Origin of the sequence: Mucilaginibacter sp. (assembly GCF_028287845.1) — a bacterium.
Taxonomy (GTDB): domain Bacteria; phylum Bacteroidota; class Bacteroidia; order Sphingobacteriales; family Sphingobacteriaceae; genus Mucilaginibacter.
Map to the genome: position 1 here is coordinate 59,541 of NZ_JAQBOW010000162.1, position 24,425 is coordinate 83,965.

Below are 24,425 nucleotides of genomic sequence, written 5' to 3' on the forward strand. Positions count from 1 at the left end.
TTATTCTGTTTGTTATATTTATTTTTGTAGTTCAAATTTAATACCAATAAGACGGTATTTGCAATGATAAGTTATAATAACTTTTGTTAAAAAATGTTAAATTTAACCTTACAGCTTTATACGTTGTAATTGACTGTTGTGGTTGTCGCCTAAAAATAAAAAATACTATTATATATAATATATTGTGAAGATACATTTCTATAAATACCAGGGTGCCGGCAATGATTTTATATTGGTTGACAACCGCGAAAACCGTATAAACCATCACAATGTGAAGCTAATTGCACATTTATGTGACCGCCGTTTTGGAGTTGGCGGCGATGGCATTATGTTTCTTCAGAATAAAGAAGGCTTTGATTTTGAGATGGTTTATTATAATGCCGACGGCCAGCCAAGCAGCATGTGCGGCAATGGCGGGCGCTGTATTGTAGCCTTTGCAAAATTTTTAGACATTATAAAAAACGAAACAGATTTTTTGGCAGTTGATGGCCCGCATCATGCCAAAATTTCAGAAACCGGCGATTGGGTGAGCCTGCAAATGATTGATGTGGACACCATTACCAATGATGCCGGCGCGTATGTTTTAAATACCGGATCGCCGCATTATGTAACTCTTGCCGATAATTTAGCTAATAAAGATGTGTATACCGAAGGCCACGCCATCCGTAATAACGAAACTTACCACGCCAACGGCATCAACGTAAATTTTGTTGAACCAAACGGCAACGGTTATTTTGTACGCACATTTGAACGTGGTGTGGAGGATGAAACCTATGCCTGCGGCACCGGCGTTACGGCGGTAGCGCTTGCTATGGCCAAACACAACAACCAAACTGGTACCATTGAGACCCCTATAAAAGTTTTAGGCGGCGATTTAAATATCCGCTTTAGCTATGATGGTAATACCTTTACCCATATTTTTTTAGAAGGACCGGCAGTGCAAGTTTTTGAGGGAGAAGTAGAGGTTAACGTTTAATCTGGATTTATAATTACCGTGGGATTTTAAAAAAGACCAATGTAAGTGTTTCACAAAATATGAAACACATGAAACACTCTTTTGGGTTAACCTATTGATATTTAGTAATTTGACAAAACGAGTGAAACACTTTGAAACAGTACAAAAGCTTTAGGTAAAGACACATAAGTTATTTATAATAAGTACTTTACGCTGTTTGGCGATTTTTTGCAAAAACAGAGTGAAACACCTGATATGAAACACCTTTTTTTCTAATCTTTTTGACATAATTTGTTTAAATGTCTAAAAAATATTAAATTTGTATAAATTAATATTCATTTCTTCATGTCCGTCAGCAACCCTTTAAAAGAAGATGTTATCCAGGAGCAAATCCTGCAGGCGGCTAAACGGTTATTCCAGGTATACGGCCTTCATAAAGTAACAATGGACGATGTGGCCAAAGCCATTGGTAAGAGCCGAAGCTCACTTTACTACTATTATAAAAGTAAGGATGAAATATTTGACGCCGTAATGGATATTGAAATTAAGGAAATGCTTACGGCAATTGCCCGCGCTGTAGGCGAGGTACCGGGTGTTGAACAGAAGATAAATGCTTTTTGTGTTACTAAACTAAAGGTGCTGCGCGAAAAAAGAGCATTTTATAACACATTAGATGCCGGTATGGATGCCGATGCGATGTCTCATTTTAACAAAACCAAGGTTATCCATCATAGCCTAGTTATGAAACAGGAAGGCGCTTTACTTAGTCAAATTTTAACAGGCGGAATTGAAAAGGGCGAATTACGTGCGATAGATGAAAAAGATCAGGCTGTGCTGATTTTTGTGCTGCTTAGCAGTTTACACGGCTTAAAACGCGAAATGGTTATGGAAAATAATTTTGAAGGGATTGAACCTGCGGTTAATACATTAACCCACATGATTATGTACGGATTAAAGAGATAAAAAAATTTGATATAATTTCGACACAATGACAAAAAATGTCGAAATGCTTATAATTATTATATTAATGAAGACAGACAAAACATCCAGCCTATTCCGTGCATTCCGGAACCGTAACTACGCCGTGTTTTTTAGCGGGCAGTCCGTTTCACAAATAGGCACCTGGATGCAACGAACTGCGGTGAGTTGGGTCATATACTCGCTTACGCATTCGGTATTTATGCTTGGGCTTGCCGTGTTTGCACAGCAGTTTCCCTCTTTTTTGCTTTCCCTGCCCGGAGGAGTTGTTTCTGACAGGTACAACCGTCATAAAATATTACTGATTACCCAAACAGCCTCAATGATACAGGCCATATTGTTGGCCGCGTTAATTTTAACCAATCATTATGTAATTTGGGAAATACTGACACTAAGTGTTGTATTAGGCATCATCAATGCCTTTGACGTGCCTGCAAGACAGCCGATGGTGCATGAGATGATTAACGATAAAGAAGATCTTGCTAATGCACTTGCACTCAACTCGGCCATGGTGAATATAGCCAGGTTGGTAGGGCCCGCGCTTTCAGGTATCATATTGCAGGTATTTGGCGCCGGCATCTGCTTTTCATTGAACGCGTTAAGCTTTGTAGCGGTAATCACATCGCTATTGCTCATGAAGTTGCCTGAATTTAAGCCGCCTGCGGTAAAAAAGAAAGTTAGCCACGAGCTTGCCGAAGGCTTTCGGTATCTACAACAGACACCCGCCATTGGCACAATTATACTACTGATCGTGGTATTAAGCTTGCTGGTTTTACCCTACGATACGATGGTGCCTGTTTTTGCCAAAGTCATTTTTAAAGGCAATGCGGCTACTTTTGGGTATATCAGCAGTTTTATGGGCTTAGGGGCTATTATGGGCAGTTTATTCTTCGCTTCGCTAAAAAAAGGAACCAATATGCGAATCATTATATTGATGAGTATCGTTATTTTAGGTGTGGGACTGATAATCTTTTCCCGTATCAGTTATTTTCCCGTTGCCATGCCATTTGCCGTTTTAATAGGTTTTGGGTCATTAATGCCCACAACTGCCTGCATTACCACTATACAGATGGAGGCGGCTTCACATATGCGGGGCCGCGTAATGAGTTACGTTGCCATGGGCTATTTTGGAATGTTGCCTTTGGGAAGCCTGCTTATTGGAACGATTTCTGAAAAAATAACCGCCCCTTTAACGATGCTTTGCCAGGGAATAATAGCCATTGGCATAGCTGCACTGTTTTTTAAATTACTAATTAAGGATAAACCCGGTGGAAAAAACAGGGAGCAGTTTAAAAAAACACATGAATTAGAAATAGAAAAAATTTAGTCAATTATTAATCATAAAAAACAAAAAAATGGAACAACTTACAAAAAACACCGCCCTATTGGTAATGGATATGCAAATTGCCATAATTAGCCGGTTGCCAGATGCCGCAGGGATTATCGGTAATGTTGCAAAAGCTATAGCCAATGCACGCGAAAAAAAAATGCCTGTTATATATGTTGTAGTAGGATTTAGACAGGGAGCCCCTGAAATAAACATGAACAATAAAGGCTTTGCCGCCAGCAAGGAAATGTTTGCCAACTTAAGTGCCGATGAATTTATAAAAATCCATCCGGATTTAGCACCGAAGGCAGATGAGATAACGGTGATAAAACGTCGTGTTAGTGCATTTTCCGGCAGCGACCTTGAAGTGATTTTAAGATCACTGAATATTGGGCACATGGTACTTACAGGTATTGCTACCAGCGGTGTAGTATTGTCAACTGTGCGTGAAGCTGCCGATAAGGACTATCGCCTCACTATTTTGGCAGATTGCTGCGCCGATGGAGACGAGGAAGTACACAGCGTGCTTACAACCAAGATCTTCCCGCGCCAGGCAGAAGTACTTACTATTGATGAATGGAATAAAATATAATAATTATTATCCAAATTAATTAAATCCCTACCTGAAGGTGGGGGTTTAATTAACCAGCTAAATGCGTATATACTGTAGGTGCAAATAACAGCTCAACTCACACTGTTAATAATTATTTAACTCCAAATATTTCCACTTGCTATAAATTCTGTTTAGGTTTGAATTTTTTGTTGATGTAGCTTCTCTTAAATTTTTTGCAAGAAGCTAATGTTACGTGTTGATAGTTCAAAACCCTGCCAGATAATTTATGCCATTGCACGGCATGAATATTTGGGTTATGTTATTGAGCCACACATAGTTCAGCTAAATCCAAACGGCGAATTTTCTTTAACCCACCAGCGTTTATTCTCAAATACTGCTACAGAGTTTGTTCATTGTATTGATGATACCGATTTAAAGCTGATTAAGCTTTTAGAAGAAATTGAGCAGGGGAATGTTATTAAAAAATTCTATAAAAAGCCTATCCGCCCATCAGAGTTCTTTGCTAAAATATTTAACGAGCAGCTTTTTGAAACCATCCGCCCAAAAATAGAAAAGCGCATGGCCGACGCGCTCATCCTGCTTGGCAACAAAAAGGTTTACCAAATGAGCAAGGAAGGCTACCCTGCCGAGCGCAAACTGCAAATTGCGGATGAACCGGCATCTGTACTGTTCCACTTTCGCCGTAATGAAGAGGAAATACGTTACTTCCCTACTATTAAGTACAAGGGGATGCGTATTGAATTTATGTTTAAAAATGCCGAGATAATTTGCAACCACCCCGCCTGGATGCTGATGGACGATATCTTGTATCATTTTGATAAAGAGATAGAAGGTAAAAAGCTGCTGCCGTTTTTAAATAAACGGTATATCGCCATCCCGCGTTCGTCAGAGCAATCATACTTTGAAAAGTTTGTGGCCCCGCTTATAGAAAAGCATAATGTATATGCCGAGGGCTTTACCATTGATACCGAAAAACACGAGGCCCAACCCATATTAAAGCCCATATATATTGAAGCAGGCACCTCACAGCTGCAGCTTTATTTTAAATATTCGGGGTATATTTTCCCTTACGGGGATGGCAGGACCATTTCTGTACGTATTGAGCGCGAGGGTGATAACTACACTTTCCATCGCATTAAACGCTCTGTAACCTGGGAAAAAAACAAACTGAATCAATTAGAAGCATTAGGATTAAAAACGGTTTCATCTCTTTTTCAAAACCTGGAAGTAGCGCATAATGATGAAGATACCAACCACGCCTTCTCAATATTCGAATGGCTTAACCAGCACCATGATGAATTGATAGAAGATGGCTTTGAGATTGAACAACCCGAGGGGCAAAAACGCTATGTATTTGGTACCAGCAAAATTGATCTGGAGGTTAAGGAAGATAATGACTGGTTTGACATTCATGCCATTGTTTATTTCGGGCCGTACCGTATACCTTTTATACAGCTTAAAAACCATATCCTCAACCATAAAAAAGAATTTACCCTGCCATCCGGCGAGATAGCCGTAATTCCCGAAAAATGGTTTTCACAATATGGCAACCTGCTGCATTTTAGCGAGGGCGGCAACGGACTTAAACTGCGCAGGCACCACATAGGCCTGGTAAATGATCTTGCCGGCGAAATGGCCGAAGTTACCATGAGCCGTAAGCTGCAAAAGCTAACCGATTTTGAACAACTGGATGAAATAAGCATGCCACAAAACTTCTCGGGCAGCTTAAGGCATTATCAGCAGGCAGGATACAACTGGTTTCACTTTTTGAAGGATTATCATTTTGGGGGTTGCCTGGCCGACGATATGGGTTTAGGAAAAACCATACAAACTTTAGCCTTATTGCAAAAACACAAAGAAGATACCGTGGCTGAAGGAAGCAAAAGCACCTCGTTGGTTATTATGCCAACCTCGCTGATATATAACTGGCTTAACGAGGCTAAAAAGTTTACCCCGCAGTTAAGATTAATGGTACATACCGGCACCTTCCGCTATAAATCGCCCGAGGTGTTTGCTAATTATGATGTGGTGATAACCACCTACGGCATCAGCCGGATAGATATTGAACTGCTTAAAGCCTACTTTTTTGATTATGTTATTTTGGATGAGAGCCAGAATATTAAAAACCCATCATCAAAATCTTTTCATTCTGTTAAACAGTTAAAATCTCGTTTTAAGCTGATATTAAGCGGCACACCGGTCGAAAATTCGGTTAATGACCTGTGGACACAGATGTCGTTCATTAACCCGGGCTTGCTGGGTACGCAGCAATATTTTCAGAATGAGTTTGTAACACCCATCGAAAAGAAAAAGGATGAAGATAAGGCCCGCAAACTACAGGCTTTAATTAAGCCTTTTGTAATGCGCCGCACCAAAGAGCAGGTAGCCACAGAGTTGCCGCCAAAAACCGAAAACCTATTTTATTGCCAGATGAGCGAGGAGCAGGCGGCGGTTTATGAAGAGGTAAAATCAGAATACCGTAACGAGCTGTTAAAAAGCCTGGAGGATGGCACCTTTGCTAAAACGCAGATACAAGTATTGCAAGGTTTAACCAAATTACGCCAGATAGCCAATCACCCGTACATGATAGACCAGGATTATGAAGGCGACTCGGGCAAGTTTGAAAACGTAACCCACACCTTAAATACTGTACTTGATGGCGGACATAAAGTGCTTATTTTCTCGCAGTTTGTAAAACAGCTGAGTATTTATCGCAATCATTTTGATGAGCAACATATTCCTTACGTTTACCTGGATGGCAGTACACAAAACCGGGGCGATGTGGTTAAACAGTTCCAGGAAGATGAAAAAACAAGGGTGTTTTTAATCTCGATAAAAGCCGGTGGTGTGGGGCTTAACCTTACCGAGGCCGACTACGTTTTTATTCTGGACCCGTGGTGGAACCCTGCCGTTGAGCAACAGGCCATTGACCGTACCCACCGCATAGGCCAAACTAAAAATGTGTTTATCTATAAATTCATTACTAAAGATACGGTAGAGGAAAAAATATTGGCCCTGCAGCAACGCAAGCTAAGTTTATCGCGCGCTTTAATAACTACCGAGGAAAGCTTTATTAAGTCGTTAACAGCCGACGATATAAAAGAGATTTTAGGATAAAACTTTTTATCCGGCATATTGCCTGATATAGTTTTTGAAACACCTTTATCAATACGTTGTTACCATTTATAAATTATAACTTATTACAGCTAAATGAGTAAAGGCATCTTATTAACCGGCGGTTCGGGCTTAGTTGGAAGCAAACTAACTAAACTCTTGCTGGATAAAGGTTACGCTGTGAGCCATTTAAGCCGCAAACATGGAAACGACCCTAAGGTTAAAACCTATATATGGGATGTTAGCAAATGGCAAATAGATGAACGTTGTATTGAAGGGGTTGACACCATAGTGCATTTGGCGGGCGCAAGTGTTGCCGGAGGACGCTGGACCAATAAACGGAAAAAAGAAATAATAGAAAGCCGCACCAAATCAATCGGCCTTGTTTATCAATTGCTTAAACGAAAAAGCCACCAGGTTAGCACCGTCATCTCTGCATCAGCCACCGGCTATTATGGCGACAGGGGTGATGAATTACTTACTGAAGATAGCGCACCGGGAAGCAATTTCCTGGCTAACTGCTGCCTGCAATGGGAGCACGCGGTTGATATAGGCGAGAGTTTGAGTTTACGCGTATTAAAATTACGCACGGGGGTAGTGCTTGATGCTAAAGGCGGAGCTTTATCAAAATTGGCAGCGCCTGTAAAATTTGGTTTGGGCTCGCCCTTAGGTAATGGTAAACAATGGATACCGTGGATACATGAGCAGGATGTAATTAATCTATACCTGTACAGCATAGAAAACGACAATTTAAGCGGTATTTACAATATGGCAGCGCCAAACCCGGTTACCAATAAACAATTAACCAGAGCGGTTGCTAAAGAGCTGCACCGGCCATTGTGGTTGCCTAAGGTACCTGCATTTGCTTTAGATTTGTTGTTGGGCGAAATGAGCACCATAATTTTGGACAGCCAAAAAGTATCGGCACAAAAAATTGAGGAGGCGGGGTTTAAGTTTCAATACCCTACCTTAACCTGGGCATTAAAAGATATCTATAAAAAGGATATCAATAAATAGGTGTTCCATTTTGGTAAAAGGAACCCTTGAAAAGAAAAATATTTACGAATTTCACTTCGTAAATATTTAGAATTTTTATGTTTGGTGGTTAAATTATATTAAGGAGTAACATCATCAATCTGTATATCATATCTAAGAACGCTATTGGCCGGTATCGATCCGGTAAGGTTTTTCCCATAAGCTAATGATGATGGTATAATAAATGACATTAACGCACCTGTGGAGCCATATTTTTCCAACCCTATTTGCATACCCCTCATAATATCAGGTATGTCAATTGCAACAGTATTTGAATTAGCCTCAGCAACAACAATGCCGTTAAGCGTTCTAAGTGTATAAGTAGCAGTAACGGTGGTATTATTAGTTATAGGTACAGTACCCGTACCCGGTATACTTATAGAATACCAAAAACCGGCAGGATCGTATTTCATACTACTGCTTAAACCCTGGTCTGAAATATATTTTGTAATCAACGTTTGGTCATAGGCGTCCTGATTAGCAATGATATGGATATTATAATCTAAACATTGGTTGCCTAATATTTTTCCATTTGTTACGGAGGAGCTGCCTGATCCAATGCCACTAACGCCATAAGCCAAATGCGATGGAATAAGTATCCGCGCTACCGCGCCTTTTTGATTTATTACGTTATGAATAATAAATTGTAAGCCATAAGGATAATTATCGGGGGTAGAAATATGCCCCATAAAATCCTCAAAATGATTTTGTATAGTATCAGGAGACAGGTATTTTCCGTCAAAGCTGCTAAAGCTGTACACCATTGCCAGACTATCGGTATATTGTAATGGTGTACCTGTACCCGGTGTAATTATTTTATAATAAATGCCCGAAGTATCGCGCACCATGCCGGTTAATCCATTGGCTTTAATGTAGGCGGTTATCTGGTCCTCATCATACTGTAAAATATCTGGATTATATTGATTTTTCTTGCAAGAAACCAGTGCTATAACAGTGAAAAATAAAAAAGTAAAAATAGTTTGTTTCATTTGTAATTATTGTTTCGTATCGCTCAGTAGTTTAATTTATACTTCTGAGAGAGTGCGTTGCCTTTTTCAGTAGTTGTATTGTATTAGGTTAATATGTTTAATTGCTTACATCGTATAATTGTATATCAAAATCAAGCACGGCATTTGCCGGTAAACCGTTCGTTAATCCAAATGATACCCCTATTTGCGGTTGTGCATTTGGGCCGTATGCATAACGTGAGGGTATCAGCAATCGTACAATCCCGCCTTTTTTAACTTGAGGAATACCTAACTGCCATCCCAGTATTACACTTCCCAATACAAATGACGGATGAAATTCATTAGTTTGCGTAAAAACCGGGTCACCGCTTACTGATAGTACCCTACCCGTATCACCAACCGTAACCAGGGTTGAATTTGTATATAGCGCATTTATTGTACCCTGCTGTTTCACAATATAATAAACTCCCGAAGTATCAATTTTCTTTGCATTTAATCCGGGGTTAGCCGCTAAATAATCGGTAATTATCTTATCGTCAACTGCTGCTTGTTGCTTGTATGCAACCAAACTGGTGCCCGGCGCTTTTATACAAGCTGCAAAACAAGCACATAAAAGCAATATAATTAACGCTGCCCTGTTCATTTACATTTACAAAAAGCAAATTTATTCTTTTATAATTCAAAAACAGCAGCTTAACACTTTTTAACATTTAATAATAAGGCTCATGCTTTTAATATTGGTCGTTATCCACTATTTATCAGCGGGTTTCGGGCTTATAATTGAGCGTGAGTTGGTTTATTTTTTTTAGCATATCTGTTAAATATACTTTATCCGCTTCGCTGATGTGCGTGTTTAAATAGTTATTAAACTCTTTCACTACCGCACGGGCCTGCTGGCGTTTTTCTTTACCTAATGGTGTTAAATATATTTTAACCGACCGTTTATCACCTAAATTTGATTCACGATATATCAAGCCGATTTTTTCCAGCTGGTTCAACATACGTGAAAGACTGGTTGATTTTAGTCCCAGTAATGCCGCAGCCTGCGAAACCGTGGTCCCCTCCTCCTCGTCAATATTAATTAGCAAGTAACCTATTGACTGGGTTATACCAAAATCAGTAACCAGGGCATTATATCTGTTAGCAACAGTTTGCCAAACTACTTTTAAAAAATAATCAATGGTTTCCTGGTGTTTTATACTCCCGGGCATGTTAATAAGCTTATCATTTGTATTACGCAATTGTAAGTAAATTTTATTAAAAAAATTACCAGCCTAATTGGGTATCATCGCCTCTTGGGTCGGCACCGCCTTGGTAGCCATCCTTGGTTTTTAAAATACCATCAACCCGGCCAATAGCTCCCTGTTCTTTTACCGCGTATCCGTTTTTTTCCAGTTTAGTACGGATGCCTTCACTTAACGCGCCTCTCTCCGCTTGAATATTATCAGGCAGCCATTGATGATGAAAGCGTTTTGCCGCAACGGCATCCTGCATATTCATATCAAATTCAATAACATTTAGTATGGTTTGAAATACCGAAGTAATAATTGTAGCGCCTCCCGGGGTACCAACTACCATAAACAACTTGCCATCTTTTTCAACAATGGTAGGCGTCATGCAGGATAGCATACGTTTGCCGGGTTGTATACTGTTGGCCCTGCCTCCAATTAATCCATACATATTTGGCGTACCTGGTTTTGAACTAAAATCATCCATTTCATTATTCAGCAAAAATCCGGCGCCGCCCACAAATATTTTCGACCCGTATGAGCCATTTAAAGTAGTTGTAATTGCAACCGCGTTCCCCTCCTTATCAACTATGGAGTAATGTGTTGTTTGGTCACTTTCATAGCCAACAAATTTACCTGCCTGTATACTGCTGCTTGGTGTTGCGGCGTTCCAGCTAAAGCTGCTCATACGCGAATCAATATAAGCGGGGCGCAGTAAACTATCAACCGGCACTTTGTAAAAATCAGGGTCGCCAAGATATATTGACCTGTCTGCATATACCCGGCGCTCTGCCTCAACAATCAGCCTTACGGTCGAGTCCTGGTTATACCCCCACCTATGTAAAGGATATTTCTCTACAGATTTTAGTAATTGAAGCAAAGCAATACCCCCGCTTGACGGTGGCGGCATAGTAATAATATTATAATTTTTATAACTGCCCTTTATGGCCTTGCGCCATACAGCATGGTAATTGGCCAGATCGGCTTTTGATATCAGTCCGTTCCCTGATTTCATTTCTGCAACTATCTCATCGGCAACTTTCCCTCCATAAAACCCGGCGCGGCCATTATCGCGTATTAACACTAGCGTTTTAGCCAGATCTGCCTGTACAAGCACATCGCCCTCTTTCCACTGCTCATCTTTTACAAGGGCATAAGGTTTACCGGGGTTAGCTTTTATAAATGTATCATGCGTTCTATTCAATTCGCCTGCAAGGCGGGCAGTAATTTTATAACCGTTGGTTGCAAGGTTAATGGCAGGTTGCACCAAATCTGCCCATTTTAGCTTACCATATTTATGATGAGCCTCTACCATGCCATCCACTGATCCGGGCACACCCGATGCCAGATGCGATGCAAGACTTAGATCTGGTATGATATTACCTTTTGCATCCAGGTACATATTGGTTGTGGCCCGGGCCGGCGCTTTTTCTCTAAAATCAAGTGTGTTAGTTTCTCCTTTTGATGAGCGGAAAACCATAAACCCACCGCCCCCAATATTACCGGCCGAAGGGTGAACAACCGCCAGCGCAAATTGTACCGCTACCGCGGCATCAACCGCATTACCACCTTTTTTTAATATGTCAACCCCAATTTTACTGGCATCCGGATAGGCACAAACTACCATCCCGTTTTGGTTATTTTGCGCTTTTAAGCAATTAGCCAACAATAAAAAAAACAGTATAAAATTCACTTTTCTGCAAGTAACATTCATGGCAACCTTATTTAATTACCCATCTAAGCTATTAAATAATTGCCTAAAGTTTAGTTAAACAATATGGCCTTTTTTTTGTCTTTACCATAAAAAAGAAAAAACCACGTTATAACATCATGAAAAAAGCAACTTATACCTTACTCTTTTTAGCCTTTTTTTTATTTATTGGTAAAGCCAGCGCACAGGATTATAAATCAGCTGTCGGGTTAAAATTTGGCGGTTATGAAAATGGCATATCGGGTAAAGTGTTTGTAGATAACAGCATAGCCTACGAAGCTCTATTAGGTTTCAGGCAGAATGGCATAGTGATTACCGGGCTATATGAAATAAACCAGGAAGCCTTTAATGTGCCCGCTTTAAAATTTTATTATGGCTTTGGCGGGCATATTGGCTCTGTGGGCCAGGGTACTTACAGAACATTTAATGGTAATGACTATACTTATACGCATCCACAGCTGTTGTTGGGTGGCGATGCAACTGTTGGCCTGGAGTATCTTATCCCTGCTTCGCCCATTGCCATAAGCCTTGACCTTAACCCCAGGATAGAGCTGGCTTCAGGGCCATATTTTGATATTGCACCGGGGCTTGGTTTAAAGTATACGTTTTAAACAGGGAAATCGCTTTTAAAATTCAGGCAGACATAGCTTCAAAATATAACTACCGGTTTTGGCTAAAGCCCGTATATGATTATAATCTTAGTCCGTTGGCTGAAGCCAACGGCAATAAAAAAAACTATTTTGCTATCATTGCCGTCACATTTATGTGACGGACCCGTAAAAGAATTAGTACCGGCTTTAGCCCAAAAATCGCCCTTATGGGTAAATGACCCCTTTGGTACAGTCAATTTTTAAAAGCGATTTCCCTGGGGTTTTAAGTGAGATGGGCCGGAATCACAACACGGCATTTATTTTGGTATTTATTATTCTACCGAATGACATTGAGACCAGGGTAGATCAGCTGGATCAGGGTTAGGGGGTGAGTCTCCGATGCGAGGCAGCATACCTAACCTACCGTATAATGATCACTTTCTGCGCATAAACTTTTGATCCCAGCACTGCCCTTAACACATAAGTACCAGCCGACAGATCAGCAACATTTATTACCGTGCTAAAGCTACCTGCCGCGGCAGCCTGTGTTTTGGAATAGGCTATTGCCCCTCCGCTATTTATTAATGAGAGTGTTAACTGACTGGCTGTTTTAGCAACGAAAAGTACATTTAGCTGCTTATTTGCAGGCTCGGGGAAAGTAACCAACCCAATGTCTGTATCAGTACCCGGATGAAGGGCTATTAATGCATATACAAACGCATCCGATTGCAATACACAACCCGTACTTAAAGTAACATCTACCTGGTAATTACCACTTTGCAAAGGTGCATACGTTTGCCCTGTTGCCCCGCTTATAGGCTTACCATCTAAATACCATTGGTTGCCTGATGCAAAGCTGGAGTTTAATATATTGCCGGTTTGTGTTATAACAGGTTTTGATAACGTTACTGCCACACGGGATAATGAAGGGCAGCCCGCGCTTTTTATCTGCATGTTATAAAAGTAATAGTAAAAACTTTTGTAATAAGTTGTATCTGTACCTGTAGTTGGGCCGGCATCATTACCGGTAATACTAAACAGGTTGCCAATTTTAAACGGATAACCGCTTACACCGTTATTATTACGAAAAATAGTTACCGTTGCATCATAAACTGCCGAAATGGTATAATTGCCTGCGGCAGGTAATAATAAATTAAGATTATAAACTTTACCCTGGTCGGTCGGATCATCGGCTTGCGCGCCGGGTTGCGGGTTGGCGCGGGTGGCGGTAGCGTGTATAATTGTTGTTGCTACAACTTGCCCATTTGCATTGGTTACATTAAAGGTTATTACCCCGGCATTGCCAATGTACAGACGCGCACTTTGAATAATCATAGGGATAGCGGTATACACCTTCACAGCGGGCGAGAACTGGTTATAACCACCGCCCGAAAAAACATTTTTAGTAGCAAGGCCTACAGTAGCGCTAAAATCATTTAACCCGGCATAAAATGTACTACTAACCGGTGTTACTCCAGTTGAAACCGATGTGCCATAAGCAAACGGAACAGCATCTGTACTGTTTTGGTACCATAATAATTGACCATCGCCTGCACCAGTTAACAAATAGTTGTTGGCATTGATACAGTAAAGCGCGGCAAGATTGTAGGGTGCGCCAGGCGTAAATATTAACACATTTTGGCTGCTTTGGTTATTGGCACTAATTGCATCACCGGTTAGCGCTGTCGAAGCAGTAATGGTATAGGTTGAACCCGCGACAGCATTAAAGGTATTGCTAAAGGTAAAGTCATCCTGTTGCAGTGGGGTAAGCGTACCTGTATAAGTTTCGCTAATGATTGTTACCGTATTATCGGGTGCTTTTATAGATACAGTAACCGGTATATTAGAAATTGCCAATGCTCCAAAGTTTTTAATTGTAACGGTAACCGTTGTTGTGCCATTACAGGTACCCGTAGCCTGAGGATTTACAATTGCTGTAACCCCGGCATCTGTACTGGCTTGTAAAAATTGTACGCGATAGTCCTGCGTTTCGCCTTTGCCATAGCTGCCGCAGGGTTGTATGGTTGTAGTGTCGTTTGTTTCTGTTAGCACTACCCGCATCATGCTGTAATTGCCGGGCACCACAGTTGCCGGTACGGTAACACTTGTTGTATAAGTGCCCGGAGTACTAATTATACCCGTAGTTGCAACCAATTCACCCGCATCAAAAATCCCATTACCGTCCCAGTCTATAAATACTTTTGCAGCTTTATTAAAATTACTGCCACATGTACCCAAAGTAATACTTAACGGATAAGTTTTTCCCTTTTCTAACTGTGCTGTTAAGTTAGTATAGTCTGAGTATGAAGTGCAGCCAGCAGCCGGAGTGTTGTTTATGTTTGAAAAAGTAAAATTATTAATCCGCGAATCGGCGTTTGATGTTGGTGCCGATGCACAATACGCCGTACCGCCTGCACCTGTAACAATAAGTGAATATGCTTGCGAACCTGATTGCAGCGCACCTTTATGCGAAATGGTTATGGTATATGTATGACCCGGTATCGCGTTAGCTAAATAAACTTGTTCTATATTATCTCTTATGTTATCGCCAGTGGTTGCCGCTACGCCGGGGTTTGCCGGGTCAAGTACCCATGGCATATAAGTAGTTGTACCATCTGTAACCCTTATATCCAGGTCATTTACCAATTTGGGGGTACGGCTGTTTATTGTGCCGTCAACAGTTGGCGTCCCCTGTGGGTCTGTCCATGATATAGTAGCCATAAGAGGTCCATTGCCTGATGCTACAGTGGTAAAAGTTTGTGTTTGCCCCTGTGTAAGCGTATTTTCTTTGATCAGGCTTTTTATATTGTTATCTGTAATTGCCTGCGCGGCTCTGGGCATATTTAATAATCCCCAGCCAAAAATATAATCGGGGCCGGGGTTGCCCGCATCAAAAGCGGTATGGCAGGCCAATCCTTTTAAAGTTGCGGCACGCATAAAGGCACCTGCATTTTTTTGCGCGTAATACTCTTGTAATAAGTATAATGATCCGGTAACATTTGGTGCAGAAAAAGAGGTGCCATCTTCAGCGCTATAAGCGGCAACGCCGCTACTGCTTGAGGATAAAATATTAACCCCATCGGCTACCAGATCGGGCTTGACCCGGCCATCATCAGTAGGCCCCCAACTGCTAAAATAGGCAGTGATAATATCAGCACTGCTTGACGGACCATTAGGCAGTGAATTTACAGCGCCGACCGTTAATATGTTTTTTGCCGTACCTGTGGTACTAATAACATCATAACCCGTATTGCTGCTTATAGTAGCAGGCCTTGGCCCTTTATTTACAAATGTTTGATCAGTACGGCTGGTATAACCATAATAAGTTGCCCCTACAGCAGGGCCGGGATAACCGCGGCTATTACCTGCTGACTCGATTATTAAATAATAAGGTGCATTGTAGGCTATTTTATCCCATGATTGGGTGCGCGAATCATAAAAGCCAAAATTATAATCAACCGAATCTCCGGGCAGGCCATACCATTCCCACCTTGATGTTGTTTCGTCATAGTTCCAGCCTGCCACATCACCATAAGAATGATTGGATAGCAGCAATCCCGGCGCGGCGCGACTCATTTCGGCAACATCATTATTAAAATCGTATGATAGTAATGTGGCGGCATTAAATGCCATGCCCTTAGCCGGTGCATAAATACCCTTAGCCAACATTGTACCTGCCACGTGTGTAGCATGGTCAATTATAGTTGAGGTATCTTTAAGTGATATGGTTTTACCTGCAAACTCCTGGTGCGCACTATATACCCAGCCACCATCCCAAATAGCCAGTTTGTTATTTAAGAAAGTACTTGAACCCGATAAATTTAACCCTGTTGAACCGCCCGGCTGCACCTGGTTGGTACCTGTAGTTGCTGCAGCGGTAGTATTATTATGCGTGGTTAAATATACCGGGAAGCCTAAGCTGTTTACACCCTGTAATGAAATCAAACCACCATTGCGGGTGCGGCGGTTAATTAACCACCCCCGGCTTTTTGCAAGGGATAATGCTTTTTGATGCCCCTGTTGATATAAGTTATTTGATTGTGTAAAAATATTATCAAGTTCTGTTTTTTTAGTGCCGGTAACCAAAACCTGCTGACTAAATGCCTGGTTGGCAAACACTAATAGAAAACACCAAAAAGCGGCTGTGTAAATTTTGTTCATATAATTAGGAGGCAATTTAGTTTACTAAAAGCAGCTAAACAAGTTTCCCGCATTTTTAATCACTTATAAAAATTTTCGATGATGGATACCGTAGCAGATTAAAGCTTAAAACTCTTTAACGAGAAAAAACAAACCCAGTTAGGGGAATTATTTCTACTAACTATAAAGAAATTTTTTTATAGTTTTTTTAATTAAAACAAATCAACATCATCAAATTATACATATAGAGGGATAAAATTTGTCATATCATTCCAGATTGTTTTAACAAAGTCTTCCTAGCATAACTTTTGTTTAATAGCTACCAATACCAGTTGAGCTATAAACAATTAGAAATGAAAAAAACAATCGCTTTAACCTTATTATTTTTAGTTATGGCCATGACGGTTGTTGCCCAAGATCCCGGCGCTCCTGCATGTGGTGGCGGTGATCCGGATCTTTCTGACTGCCCGCTTGACTCGTGGGTGATGTTATTAGCTGGATGCGGTTTAATTATTACCGTTTTGTATTTAAATAATAAGCAAAAGGCTTCACGCCAATTGCTTTCTTGAATTAATCATTTTTCCTTGTAATTATTTTACTAATAATTTAAACATTGAACAAGCCAAAACATATTATTTTTTTGCTGTTTTTACTACTTTCAACCAGCAAATTGTTCGCCCAGGCGCCTGTTATTACTTATAACACTCCACAGATACTTGCTGTGGGCAGCGCGGTGTCACTATCTCCCACTAATACCGGGGGAGCCGTTCCTGCCACTGTTTACGGCACCGTTTCAACTTTTGCAGGCACAACAAGTGGCTTTGTGAATGGAACAGGAACCACTAACGTAAAATTTGCTTTACCCAGAGGTATGACTATAGATGCTTCGGGCAATATGTACATTGCCGATCAATCTAATAACGCGATAAGGAAGATAACAGCCGCCGGAGTGGTAACAACACTTGCCGGAAGCGGCGTTGCCGGTAAAATCAACGCCACTGGCACTAGCGCCAGCTTTAACACTCCGTATGATGTGACCGTAGACGGCTCAGGCAACGTATATGTTGCCGATTATGCAAATAACGAAATACGAAAAATTACTTCTGCAGGCGTAGTGTCTTTGCTGACCGGCAGCGTAACCGGAGCCACCGGCTTTACCAATGGAACAGGAAGCGCTGCACTTTTTAACGGCCCTGCCGGCATTGCCTACAGTTCTACTGCTACCGCAATGTACGTGTCTGATTATACTAATAATGAGATAAGAAAAGTAACATCAGCCGGCGTGGTAACGCTACTTGCGGGAAGTACAACCGGAGTAACCGGAAATACTAACGGTACAACTACAGCTGCCAGATTTAACGGGCCTACCGGAATAGCAGTTGATGCTGCTGGTAATATATATGTGGCCGACCAAAACAATAACCAAATAAGAAAAATAACATCTGCAGGCGTTGTAACCTTGTTTGCCGGTAATACCGCAGGCACCGCCGGTTCTGCAGACGGAACAGGTTCAGCTGCAAGTTTTAACAACCCCAGAGGAGTAGCAGTTGACGCATCAGGCAACGTATATATTAATGACAGTGGTAATTTCACTATCAGAATGATAACTCCTACCGGAGTTGTAACTACAATAGCAGGCAACGGGACCGCTGGTTTAATTGACGCTGTTGGCACAGCGGCCGAATTTGACGGAAGGGTTTTAAAAGTAGATCCTACTACCGGCAATATATTTTTAGCAGATTATAACAATAACGTTATCAGAAAAATTATTGCTACCGGGTATAGTATTAGCCCTACATTGCCCGCGGGTTTAACTTTTGATAGCACTACCGGTATAATAAGCGGCACACCTACAGCCATTGCTACCTCAACAGCCTATACCATTAAAGCGTTTAACAGTACGGGCAGTTCGTCTGCAACTATTACATTAAGTGTAGTTACGGTGCCCTCTATTAGCTATAGCCCTGCAATACAAACATACTCTCTTAACCATGCTATCAGCACTTATTCGCCTACTTCATCCGGCGGTGCAATTGCTTCATTTACCGGATATGGTATAGGCACCCAGGTTACCGGTGTAACTTTAAGCAGCCCATTTGGCATAGCCAAGGATGCCTCAGGCAATATTTACGTGGCTAACAGCGCGGCTAACAATATTATTAAATACAGTACAGGGGGCACAATAAGCGCATTTATTACAGGGGTAATCAATCCGGTAGGTTTAGTTTTTGATTCATCCGGTAATTGCTATGTATTAAGTAATGCTGCCGCCAGTAAGGTATACAAATACCCTTCAACCGGCGGATCAACCGGTACACTTTTAACTTTTGGCGCCACTGCGCTGCAAACTTCATTCGGCATTGCAATTGATGCCGCTGATAATTTATATATTACTAATTATAGTGGCACAACTACTAATACCTACAAAGTTTATAAATGCAGTACCAGCGGGGGTAGCCCACTGTTAACTATAGCGTCAACAACCAACTTAAGTCAACCGGTTAATGTGGCACTGGATAATGCGGGGAATATTTATATACTAAATATTAGAAACAATACTGTTGTTAAATACAATTCAGCCGGAACATTTCAATCATCCCTTATAACAACTACCGGAGCCCCATACGGATTATGTGTTGATGGCGCGGGCCATATATATGTTGGTGATCCGGGAGCCGGAACAGTTAAGGTTTATAACCCAGCCGGCGGCACCGCTCTTTTTAGTATTACCCAAGCCGGCTCACGTGGCCTTATAACTGATAACGCGGGTATGCTATATGTATCAGATTTTACCAACAGTAAACTATATAAATATGTACCAAACGGCGGCTATTTTATAAGTCCTAATTTACCTATCGGTTTAAGCATTAGCAGTACAACCGGTAATATTACGGGTACGCCTACAGCGGTAACCGCCATGACTACTTATACCGTAACTGCTTATAATACAAGCAACGCGGGAGGCAGTTCAACCACGCAGATCAATATTTCAATACAACTTTTAGCACCCGATATTAGCTATACCACACCTGTTTCTTATTTTGTTAGTGCGGTTATTACCAGCCCAACCCTTACAAACGCAGGCAGCCCGGTTGTAACCACTGTTGGGTACAGCAGCACAGCAGCACAGCCTTTCGGCACAACGTTTAACAACCCTTCACGTATGGCCGTTGACGCTTCGGGCAATATCTATATAGCCAATTTTAGCGGAAATAATATAGTTAAATATGCATCGGATGGTACTACCTTGATAACCACTTCATATGGTACAGGTGCTCCTGCCCTTGTCAACCCGATGGGAATAGTCTTTGATTCGGCCGGTAACTGTTATGTATTAAATGCAAACGCCACCATATATAAATACAATTCAACAGGCGCATATCAAAGTACTATTACTGTAACCGGAGCGGGTACTACTTATGGTTTGGCTATTGACGCATCGGACAGACTTTATATTACCAGCTATGGAACATCAACTGCAATATATAGATATACTACCGCCGGCGTTGGAGCCTCAATAATAACTGCAAGTTTAAGTACGCCTGTTGACGTTGATATAGATGCAGCCGGGAATATTTTTGTTTTAAACCAGGGTAACAATACAGTTGAAAAATACACTACCGCGTTTGTAGCTTCAAGTTTCAAAACCGGACTTAGTACTCCCTTTTCATTAAAAATTGATAAAGTAAACAGCCTGATGTATATAGGCAATACAAGCAGTAATAATATTTTGGTTTGCACGCCAGCCACCTCCACTACCTTATATACCATAAGTAACGCTACTGATTGCCGTGGTTTAGCTCTTGATTTAACAGGTACCGTCTATTCTGCAAATTTTACCGGTAACCAGGTTTATCAATTTTCGCCATCGGGCGGATATTTTTTAAACAAAACCTTACCTGCAGGTTTAACTTTTACTGCTACTTCGGGTGCCATTGCCGGAACACCATCGGTATCAAGCGCTGCGACTGATTATACCGTTACCGCCTGGAATGCGGCTGGCAGCGGCAGCGGGATTATCAATATAACCTGCTATCAAAAAAAGACCTGGATAGGCACAGGCGCCAACATTTCATGGATCACTGCAGGTAACTGGACCGGTGGTGTACCCGGACCTGCCGACCAAATTATTATTGGTGCTACCGGTACCTTATCTACCCCTACTATATCCGCTGCAGGGGTAACTCAAATAGGTTCGATAGTGATGCAAAATGGCGCTACCACAGCCCCGTCAATTTCTGTAAGCAGCGGTGCTACTTTAACAGTTACCGGCGATATTACCTATCAAAACCTCAGCGCCACTGTTCAAGTAGCCACACTTTCGGGAGCGGGTACTATAAATGCTGCCAATCTTAATGTAGTAAATAATTTTAGTGCTCCTTCTTATCCAGAAACACTGGCCTCATCTGTTGCTAACCTTAGCTTAAGCGGTAACCTTTCTCTTACCTCAACACACCCTTCAGGAACCAGGTATGATGATGCTGCTTTTAATTTGACATCAGGCATAATGACAGTGTCGGGTATACAAACAAGTAATGCCATTGTAAATAATTCGCCTAATATTTCAATAGGTAATAATACAACGTTGCAGTTTACAGGCGCTACGCCATTATCGGGCCTTTCATCAACGGGTACAAACACTATAACTATAGGCACAGGAGTAACTATAGGTTATACCGGAACCAATGACCAGGTTGTTTATTCAAATATGGCCGTCCCTAACTCAAATTTAACAACTGGTATTAGCTATGCTAATATATTATTTAGCGGCTCTGGTGTAAAAACTGTTCAGGGTGATAATACAAAGAATTTAAACATCAGCGGCAGCTTTACTAACTCGCTTACCAGCAATGGCACAACTACTTTTGTAGATTTAAGTGGGCCAACCGTAAACTTTACGGGCTCGGGCCAAAGTTTAGCCGGCGGCAGCGGTACAGGTACAACACTTTTTAATACCGTTTTTACAGGTGGCGCCAAAACCATGAGCGGCAAATTTAACGAGGATAACCAAAGCGCTATTACCTTTAACGGAACCAGCTCTACAACTTTAGATGCCGGAGCGGGATCATTAACTTTAAATTCAGACGCGGCGGGTTCTGCAACTATAGCATCATTAAACCCAGCAGGTACAGTTACCGGAGTAATTAATGGTACTGTAAATGTACAACGGTTTGTAACCGGCGGCGGTGATTTAACCAACCGTGGTTACCGGTTATTTTCATCACCGGTGTCTGATGTAACAGCAACGGGTTTTTACAACCTATCTTACTTTTTTGGCAGTGGTACTTACATAACCGGAGCGGGTGGTGTAGCGGGTGGTTTTGACGTTTCTGGCAACCCTACAATTTATTTATATCGCGAAGACAAAGTACCAAGTGTTGCATCATTTAATGCCGGCAATTACAGAGCAATAACTAAAATAAACAATAATCCAAACTATAATATAAGCACAATTGATGGCGACTTTAACCTACCTGTTGGTAACGGTATATTATTCTTTTTTAGAGGAAATAACAGCACCAATGCCAGTATAGCTCCAAATGATGTTATATTAACTACATTAGGCCATCTAAACCAGGGGCAGGTTGTGGTTAAAGATTGGTTTAACTCGGGCTCAAATACTTTAGCTAATTCTACTTTAAGTGGTTCAACATCCATTCAGGGATTTAACCTGGTGGGCAATCCATACGCAAGTTCTATTGACTGGAATACGATATATAACAACACAACTACAACAACCGGCATTTGCTGCTCAACCAATTTAAGTAATTCTATATATATCTATAATACGGCTACAAAAAATTACTCGGTTTATACCGCCACAAGTTCATCAGCAGGTTTTGCAACAGGTGCTCCCGGTGCATCAAACATTATTCCGCAGGGCCAGGGATTTTTTGTTCGGGCACTTACCTCAAGTGCGCAGCTTATATTTAATGAATCGGCAAAAGTAACTAACCAGCCAGCTGTTTTATTATTAAATGCTGCTACCCCGGTTGCTGATCAGCACTTGCGCCTTCAGTTAACGAAGGATGCCATTAATAAGGATGAAGCCGTAATTGTTTTTAACAATGCAGCTACTACCGCTTATTCACAACGCGATGATGCCTTATACTTAAAAGGATCGGGCTTAGTAAGCTTGTCGGCAATGTCAAGCAATAAACTGGCTTTGGCACTTTATCAAACACCGCTTCCAAAGCAATCGCAAACTATTCCGTTAAATATCAGCGTTACAGCTACTGGAACTTATCAGTTAAATTTAACCGAAGCTAAAAATATACCTGCCATATATGATGTTTGGTTAATGGATGCTTATAAAAAGGATTCGTTAGACATAAAGCATAATCCTAATTACAGCTTTATGGTAACCGCCGATACCAGCACCACCGGATCACATAGATTTAGCTTGGTTATACGTCAAAACTTAGCCAATGCCGTCCATCTTTTAAGCTTTAATGCTACTAAAGGCACAACTGATGTAAAAATAAACTGGTCTGCAGAAAACGAAGGCAATTACACCACATTTGTTTTAGAACGGAGCATAAATAACGGCAGCACCTTTACCGTCCTTGATAGTTTAACATCAGCAGGCTTGGGCACTTATAATGATCTTGACCCACACCCGGTGACAGGCCAAAATCTATACAGGTTAAAAATGGTTGATATTAATGGAAATATAACCTATTCAACTAATGTAGTTATTACGTTTACACAGCCCAATGCTCCTGTTGTTAGTAATATTAATGTTTACCCTAACCCTACAAAATCTGTAATAAACTTAGCTATAAAACAAGGTGATTCTGCCTCTGCACCTTACAAAATAAGCATCTCTAATAATACAGGCATTGTTGTAAAAACAGGTACATCCGGACAGCCCGAATGGCACACCGACGTAAGCACATTATTGCCGGGCACTTACTTTATAGAAGTGGTAAATACAAAAACCAATAGCTTAACCGGCCGAAGTGCATTTATAAAACTATAATATCACCGCATAAGAAAGCCTTGCAAAATCTTAAAAATTTTGCAAGGCTATAAAACGTTTTACTTTTTTTAATTTATATTGATTTGCTTGAAGTTGGGCTAACTACCGCGCCTCTGCCACGCGGGCCTCTGCGGTCGGACCGGCCACCTGCGGGCGGAGCAATTGATGGCGCCATGCTTAGTTGATCTAAAACACCGCTTACCACCTTAGGTAAATCGTCAATATCTTTTTGATGATTACGATGCACTTCGCCAACTCCAAATCCGCGCCAAACTACCTGTTTGCTTCTGCGATCTATTATATCAATGATTAAAGTTCCTTCTTTGTAATGTTCCTGTCCGGAGGCTGTATATCCGCCGTAATAGGCAAACGGCGCACCGTAAGCATAGTAATATGGCCGGTAGAAACCACCCCAGCCTCCCCAACCGCCGTATCCAAAACCAAAACCAAAACCCATACCCAAACCCATACCAGGATATATGCCACTGCCATAATAAGTAGGGTAATAATAAGTACGCACTCCCCTGCCTACTATTGATGAGTAACTTATTAATACATCGGGGTCGCGCTGGTTTAATACTAACCCTTTAGTTACCAATGCAGCGGTAGCCGCATCTTTAATTTTAGCATCAGCAACCATATTGGTGTTTGCCTTACTGTTATCATGTGCCACAGGCATCCAGGCAAAAGTGTGATACCTGCTTAAATTTGTTCTGTTTAAACCCGCAACATAATAATCATAACTGGTACAAGATGATATACCAGATACCAGCAAAGCAACCAGTACTACATAAATTGATTTTTTCATAGCTATTTTCCATC

15 protein-coding genes are annotated in these 24,425 nt (G+C 41.2%); 9 read left to right on the forward strand and 6 right to left on the reverse strand.

Going from position 1 to position 24,425, the window contains the following annotated elements; translation table 11 throughout:
* Positions 1-184: 184 nt before the first annotated feature.
* From dapF to JWP71_RS16295, 6 genes are all read left to right on the forward strand, one after another.
* Positions 185-976 carry a diaminopimelate epimerase gene (gene dapF, locus JWP71_RS16270; RefSeq protein WP_299502114.1) on the forward strand — a complete coding sequence of 264 codons (792 nt, stop codon included), beginning with the start codon at positions 185-187 and terminating at the stop codon, positions 974-976.
* A gap of 324 nt (positions 977-1,300) precedes the next feature.
* Positions 1,301-1,918, forward strand: a complete 618-nt coding sequence (locus tag JWP71_RS16275; RefSeq protein ID WP_299502116.1) for a TetR/AcrR family transcriptional regulator — start codon at positions 1,301-1,303, stop codon at positions 1,916-1,918.
* Between the two features lie 64 nt (positions 1,919-1,982).
* Positions 1,983-3,260 (forward strand): MFS transporter, encoded by a 1,278-nt coding sequence (locus JWP71_RS16280; protein WP_299502118.1) that lies wholly within the window; start codon positions 1,983-1,985, stop codon positions 3,258-3,260.
* Positions 3,261-3,288: 28 nt separating this feature from the next.
* Positions 3,289-3,852 carry an isochorismatase family cysteine hydrolase gene (locus tag JWP71_RS16285; protein WP_299502121.1) on the forward strand — a complete coding sequence of 188 codons (564 nt, stop codon included), beginning with the start codon at positions 3,289-3,291 and terminating at the stop codon, positions 3,850-3,852.
* 207 nt (positions 3,853-4,059) lie between these two features.
* Entirely contained in the window at positions 4,060-6,951 is a 2,892-nt protein-coding gene (locus JWP71_RS16290) for a DEAD/DEAH box helicase (protein WP_299502124.1), read from the forward strand.
* Positions 6,952-7,044: 93 nt separating this feature from the next.
* Positions 7,045-7,965: a TIGR01777 family oxidoreductase gene (locus tag JWP71_RS16295; RefSeq protein WP_299502127.1), complete on the forward strand. Its 921-nt coding sequence runs from the start codon at positions 7,045-7,047 to the stop codon at positions 7,963-7,965.
* A 98-nt stretch (positions 7,966-8,063) separates the two neighbouring features.
* On the opposite strand, the gene JWP71_RS16300 is transcribed toward JWP71_RS16295, so the two are convergent.
* The 4 genes from JWP71_RS16300 to ggt all read right to left on the reverse strand — a co-directional run bounded on the left by JWP71_RS16300 (position 8,064) and on the right by ggt (position 11,894).
* On the reverse strand, positions 8,064-8,972 hold the full coding sequence (locus tag JWP71_RS16300; RefSeq protein ID WP_299502130.1) for an FKBP-type peptidyl-prolyl cis-trans isomerase: 909 nt from the start codon (positions 8,970-8,972) through the stop codon (positions 8,064-8,066).
* 97 nt (positions 8,973-9,069) lie between these two features.
* Complete coding sequence (locus tag JWP71_RS16305) at positions 9,070-9,594, reverse strand: FKBP-type peptidyl-prolyl cis-trans isomerase (RefSeq protein ID WP_299502133.1); 525 nt, start codon at positions 9,592-9,594, stop codon at positions 9,070-9,072.
* 115 nt (positions 9,595-9,709) lie between these two features.
* Positions 9,710-10,150, reverse strand: a complete 441-nt coding sequence (locus JWP71_RS16310; RefSeq protein ID WP_299502340.1) for a MarR family transcriptional regulator — start codon at positions 10,148-10,150, stop codon at positions 9,710-9,712.
* A 67-nt stretch (positions 10,151-10,217) separates the two neighbouring features.
* Positions 10,218-11,894: a gamma-glutamyltransferase gene (gene ggt / locus JWP71_RS16315; RefSeq protein WP_299502136.1), complete on the reverse strand. Its 1,677-nt coding sequence runs from the start codon at positions 11,892-11,894 to the stop codon at positions 10,218-10,220.
* A 116-nt stretch (positions 11,895-12,010) separates the two neighbouring features.
* Here ggt and JWP71_RS16320 point away from each other — a divergent pair, with 116 nt between their 5' ends.
* A complete protein-coding gene (locus tag JWP71_RS16320) occupies positions 12,011-12,502 on the forward strand; it encodes a hypothetical protein (RefSeq protein ID WP_299502139.1) in 492 nt (163 codons plus the stop codon).
* Positions 12,503-12,901: 399 nt separating this feature from the next.
* Here JWP71_RS16320 and JWP71_RS16325 read toward each other — a convergent pair whose 3' ends face one another.
* On the reverse strand, positions 12,902-16,642 hold the full coding sequence (locus JWP71_RS16325; RefSeq protein ID WP_299502142.1) for a S8 family serine peptidase: 3,741 nt from the start codon (positions 16,640-16,642) through the stop codon (positions 12,902-12,904).
* A 332-nt stretch (positions 16,643-16,974) separates the two neighbouring features.
* Here JWP71_RS16325 and JWP71_RS16330 point away from each other — a divergent pair, with 332 nt between their 5' ends.
* Positions 16,975-17,190, forward strand: a complete 216-nt coding sequence (locus JWP71_RS16330) for a hypothetical protein (protein ID WP_299502144.1) — start codon at positions 16,975-16,977, stop codon at positions 17,188-17,190.
* 44 nt (positions 17,191-17,234) lie between these two features.
* Positions 17,235-23,603: a putative Ig domain-containing protein gene (locus JWP71_RS16335; protein ID WP_299502147.1), complete on the forward strand. Its 6,369-nt coding sequence runs from the start codon at positions 17,235-17,237 to the stop codon at positions 23,601-23,603.
* A 73-nt stretch (positions 23,604-23,676) separates the two neighbouring features.
* Here the strand turns inward: JWP71_RS16335 and JWP71_RS16340 are convergent, their stop codons facing one another.
* Positions 23,677-24,411: a DUF4136 domain-containing protein gene (locus JWP71_RS16340; protein ID WP_299502149.1), complete on the reverse strand. Its 735-nt coding sequence runs from the start codon at positions 24,409-24,411 to the stop codon at positions 23,677-23,679.
* Positions 24,412-24,425: the final 14 nt, after the last annotated feature.